We start from the raw sequence: 4,207 nt of genomic DNA on the forward strand, positions 1-4,207 counted from the left end.
AAGGGCTCGCTCTCCACCGGGCTCGCGGCCGTTGTTGACGCGATCCGCAAACTGGGGCATCCCGCCCCGCGATCCGCCCCGGGAGACGACTGAATGCTCTACTGGCTCACGCTCCTTTCCGACGGCGGGGACGTGTTCAACCTCTTTCGCTACATCACCTTCCGCGCCGGCGGCGCCTTCCTGACGGCGCTGGTCTTCGGCTTCATCTTCGGCCCGCCCCTGATCAACGTGCTGCGTCGCAGCCAGGGAAAGGGACAGCCGATTCGCTCTGACGGGCCGGAGACGCACGCCGCCAAGGCGGGCACGCCCACGATGGGCGGGCTGCTGATCGTCGGCGCGCTGACCACCTCGACGCTGCTCTGGGCGCGGCTCGACAATCCTTATGTCTGGATCGTGCTCTTCGTCACGCTTGCCTTCGCGCTGATCGGCTTCGCCGACGACTACTCCAAGGTCTCGCGCCAGAACGTGAAGGGGGTGCCGGGCAGGCTGCGGCTCGCGCTGGGCTTCGCCATCGCGGCCGTGGCGGCTGTCTGGGCCGCGCAGCTGCACCCGGCCGAGCTCGCGAACCAGCTCGCCTTTCCGATCTTCAAGAACACGCTGCTGAACCTCGGGCTGCTCTTCGTCCCCTTCGCCATGATCGTGATCGTGGGCGCGGCCAACGCGGTGAACCTGACCGACGGGCTCGACGGGCTGGCCATCATGCCGGCGATGATCGCGGCCGGCACGCTGGGCGTGATCGCCTACGCGGTGGGGCGGGTGGACTTCACCGAGTATCTCGACGTGCACTACGTTCCCGGCACGGGAGAGATCCTGATCTTCTGCGCGGGGCTGATCGGCGGGGGGCTCGGCTTCCTGTGGTACAACGCGCCGCCCGCCGCGGTCTTCATGGGCGACACCGGCAGCCTCGCGCTGGGCGGCGCGCTGGGCGCCATCGCGGTCGCCACCAAGCACGAGATCGTGCTGGCCATCGTGGGCGGGCTCTTCGTGGTCGAGGCGCTGTCGGTCATCATCCAGGTCATCTACTTCAAGCGCACCGGCAAGCGGGTCTTCCTGATGGCGCCGATCCATCACCACTACGAGAAGAAGGGCTGGGCCGAGCCGACCATCGTGATCCGATTCTGGATCATCTCGCTCATCCTCGCGGTGATCGGGCTCGCCACGCTCAAGGTTCGCTGACAGAGAGTGCGGGCCGCGCGCCCGTGCTTTCAATGGTCTTCAAATACCCCGGGGGAGTCGCGCGCGGCACGCGCGCGACGGGGGCGGAGCCCCCCTCGCGGGGGTCGATGAAAGGGGTGTGGGATGATCCCGGTCGGTGGCTTCGCAGGACAGGCGGTGGCGGTGCTGGGCCTCGGGCGCTCGGGCCTCGCCGCGGCGCGCGGTCTGCGCGAGGGCGGGGCACAGCCGCTGGTCTGGGACGACAGACCCGAGGCGCGGTCAGGGGCCGAGGCGGAGGGCTTCGCGCTGCGCGACCTGTCGCGCGATGGCGCCTTCGACGACGTGGCGCGGCTGATCCTGTCGCCCGGCATCCCGCATCTCTATCCCGCTCCGCATCCGGCGGTGGCTGCGGCGCAGGCGGCCGGCGTGCCGGTGGACAACGACGTCGGCCTCTTCTTCGCCGCGCTGGGCTCGGGCGACTGGGACCGCTTCGATATGCCGCCCCGCGTGGTGGCGATCACCGGCTCGAACGGGAAATCCACGACCTCGGCGCTGCTGCACCACGTGCTGACGGAAGCGGGGCGCCCCGCGCAGCTTGCGGGCAACATCGGGCGCGGGGTGCTTGACCTCGACCCTCCGGGCGAGGCGGAAGTGATCGTGCTGGAGCTGTCGTCCTACCAGACCGAGCTTGCCCGCGCGCTCACGCCCGATGTCGCCGTCTTCACCAATCTGACGCCCGACCATCTGGACCGGCACGGCGGGATGGGCGGATATTTCGCGGCCAAGCGGCGGCTCTTCGCCGAGGGCGGGCCGGACCGCGCGGTGGTGGGCGTGGACGAGCCGGAGGGGCGGTTCCTGGCCGGACAGCTTTCCGAGGCGCCGGGTGACGACCGGGTGATCCGCGTCTCGGTCGAGACAAGGCTCGCGGGGCCGGGCTGGACGGTCTTCGCGCGAAAGGGGTTCCTGGCCGAATGGCGCAAGGGGCGGCAGGTGGCGTCGATCGACCTGCGGGGGGTGCGTGGCCTGCCCGGCGCGCACAACCATCAGAACGCCTGCGCGGCCTATGCGGCGGCGCGCGCGCTGGGGCTCGGGCCGCGGCCGATCGAGGCGGCGTTCCACAGCTTCGCGGGACTGCCGCACCGCAGCCAGGTCGTGGCGGAGGCCGGCGGCGTGCTCTTCGTGAACGATTCGAAGGCCACCAACGCGGCCTCCGCCGCCCGCGCGCTCGCCGCCTTCCCGCGCATTCGCTGGATCTGCGGCGGGCTGGAGAAGGAGGGCGGACTGGAGACGCTTGCGCCGCATCTGCCCCATGTCGTGCGCGCCTATGTGATCGGGCGCGAGGCGCAGGGCTTCGCCCTGAAGCTGCCCGGCATCGAGGCGGAGGTCTGCACCACGATGGCGCGCGCCGTCGCGCGTGCGGTCGAGGATGCGCAGCCGGGCGAGACCGTGCTGCTGGCGCCCGCTGCCGCGAGCTTCGACCAGTACGACAGTTTCGAGCGGCGCGGCGAGGATTTCACGGCAGAGGTCCGGGCCCGTCTGGCTCGGGGCTGACCGCTGCGCCGGAGCTTCGCGAAGTGACCGCGCCGGACCGCCTCGAGGGGCACCACGCCGAAAGGGTTCGTGCAACCGGAACACGTTCGGAAGTCGGCTGCATGTGGCGCGGCTTGTGCCGTGGGGCTTGCCTCTGCTGACGCACGGAATGAACTGGCGCGACCGCGCCGTTTTCGATATGCTGACAGTCAGACCCCGCAAAGGGGCGACCTTGAGGCAGCGAGCGGCAGGCGCATGACGGACATGGTTCACGGCTCCGTCCCGGCGCGGGACGGAGAGCCGATTCTTCCCCGGTGGTGGCGCACCGTGGACAAGTGGACGATTTCCTGCGTCCTGATCCTCTTCGGCATCGGGATGCTCCTGGGCCTTGCGGCATCGCCGCCGCTGGCCGAGCGCAACGGTTTCGGTCCATTCCATTATGTCGAGCGGCAGGCCGCCTTCGGCGCGATGGCGCTGATGGCGATGCTCGTCGTGTCGATGATGAGCCCGCACATGGTGCGGCGGCTGGCGGTCGTGGGGTTTCTGGGCGCCTTCGTGGCGATGGCATTCCTGCCGGTCTTCGGCACCGATTTCGGCAAGGGGGCCGTGCGCTGGTATTCGCTGGGCTTCGCCTCGCTCCAGCCTTCGGAGTTCCTGAAGCCCGCCTTCGTGGTCGTCACGGCCTGGCTGATCGCCGCAAGCCAGGAGATCAACGGCCCGCCGGGCAAGACCTGGACCTTCGCGCTGATGGTCTCGATCGTGCTCATGCTGGCGCTGCAGCCCGACTTCGGGCAGGCGGCGCTGGTGCTCTTCGGCTGGGGCGTGATCTATTTCGTGGCCGGAGCGCCGCTGGCGATCCTTTTCGCCGTGGCGGGCGCGGTAGTGATCGCGGGCTCCGTCGTCTATTCCAGCTCCGAGCATTTCGCGCGCCGGATCGACGGGTTCCTCACGCCCGAGGTCGATCCGACCACCCAACTTGGCTACGCCACCAACGCGATCCGCGAAGGCGGCTTCTTCGGCGTGGGCGTGGGCGAGGGGCAGGTGAAGTGGTGGCTGCCGGATGCGCACACGGACTTCATCATCGCGGTGGCGGCAGAGGAATACGGCCTCGTCCTCGTGCTTGTCCTGATCGCGCTCTACGCGGGCATCGTCGTGCGCTCGCTCCTGCGCCTCACGCGTGAGCGCGATCCCTTCATCCGGCTTGCGGGCGCGGGGCTTGCCGCGATGTTCGGCGTGCAGGCGATGATCAACATGGGCGTCGCCGTGCGGCTGCTGCCCGCGAAGGGCATGACGCTGCCCTTCGTCAGCTACGGCGGCTCCTCACTGATCGCCATGGGCATCGCGGTGGGGATGCTGCTGGCCTTCACCCGGACGCGGCCGCAGGGAGAGATCGGCGACATCCTGCGCGGGTGGCGGCGGTGAGCGGCGCCGCGCCGCATCTCATGATGGCCGCGGGCGGCACGGGCGGGCACATGTTTCCGGCGCAGGCGCTGGCCGAGACGATGCTGGCGCGCGGCTGGCG

At 70.0% G+C, this 4,207-nt stretch carries 4 protein-coding genes; all 4 read left to right on the plus strand.

Features of this window, described 5'->3' with window-relative positions:
• Nucleotides 1–93 precede the first annotated feature (93 nt).
• Entirely contained in the window at nt 94–1,176 is a 1,083-nt protein-coding gene (mraY, locus tag ACLFOB_RS14395; RefSeq protein ID WP_410926530.1) for a phospho-N-acetylmuramoyl-pentapeptide-transferase, read from the plus strand.
• Nucleotides 1,177–1,299: 123 nt separating this feature from the next.
• Nucleotides 1,300–2,706 carry a UDP-N-acetylmuramoyl-L-alanine--D-glutamate ligase gene (murD, locus tag ACLFOB_RS14400; RefSeq protein WP_410926531.1) on the plus strand — a complete coding sequence of 469 codons (1,407 nt, stop codon included), beginning with the start codon at nt 1,300–1,302 and terminating at the stop codon, nt 2,704–2,706.
• A 234-nt stretch (nt 2,707–2,940) separates the two neighbouring features.
• The gene (gene ftsW, locus ACLFOB_RS14405; protein WP_410915901.1) at nt 2,941–4,107 is read left to right on the plus strand and encodes a putative lipid II flippase FtsW; all 1,167 of its coding nucleotides are present in this window, start codon (nt 2,941–2,943) and stop codon (nt 4,105–4,107) included.
• Between the two features lie 20 nt (nt 4,108–4,127).
• On the plus strand, nt 4,128–4,207 hold an 80-nt coding region (locus ACLFOB_RS14410), incomplete at its 3' end, for a glycosyltransferase (RefSeq protein WP_410926532.1).

This window comes from Rhodosalinus sp., from assembly GCF_046542825.1.
Classification (GTDB): domain Bacteria; phylum Pseudomonadota; class Alphaproteobacteria; order Rhodobacterales; family Rhodobacteraceae; genus Rhodosalinus.

What these genes read in the sequence shown, in the direction of transcription:
- ftsW (WP_410915901.1), top strand. Translation starts at nt 2,941, where the DNA reads ATGACGGACATGGTTCACGGCTCCGTCCCGGCGCGGGACGGAGAGCCG.
- mraY (WP_410926530.1), top strand. Translation starts at nt 94, where the DNA reads ATGCTCTACTGGCTCACGCTCCTTTCCGACGGCGGGGACGTGTTCAAC.
- murD (WP_410926531.1), top strand. Translation starts at nt 1,300, where the DNA reads ATGATCCCGGTCGGTGGCTTCGCAGGACAGGCGGTGGCGGTGCTGGGC.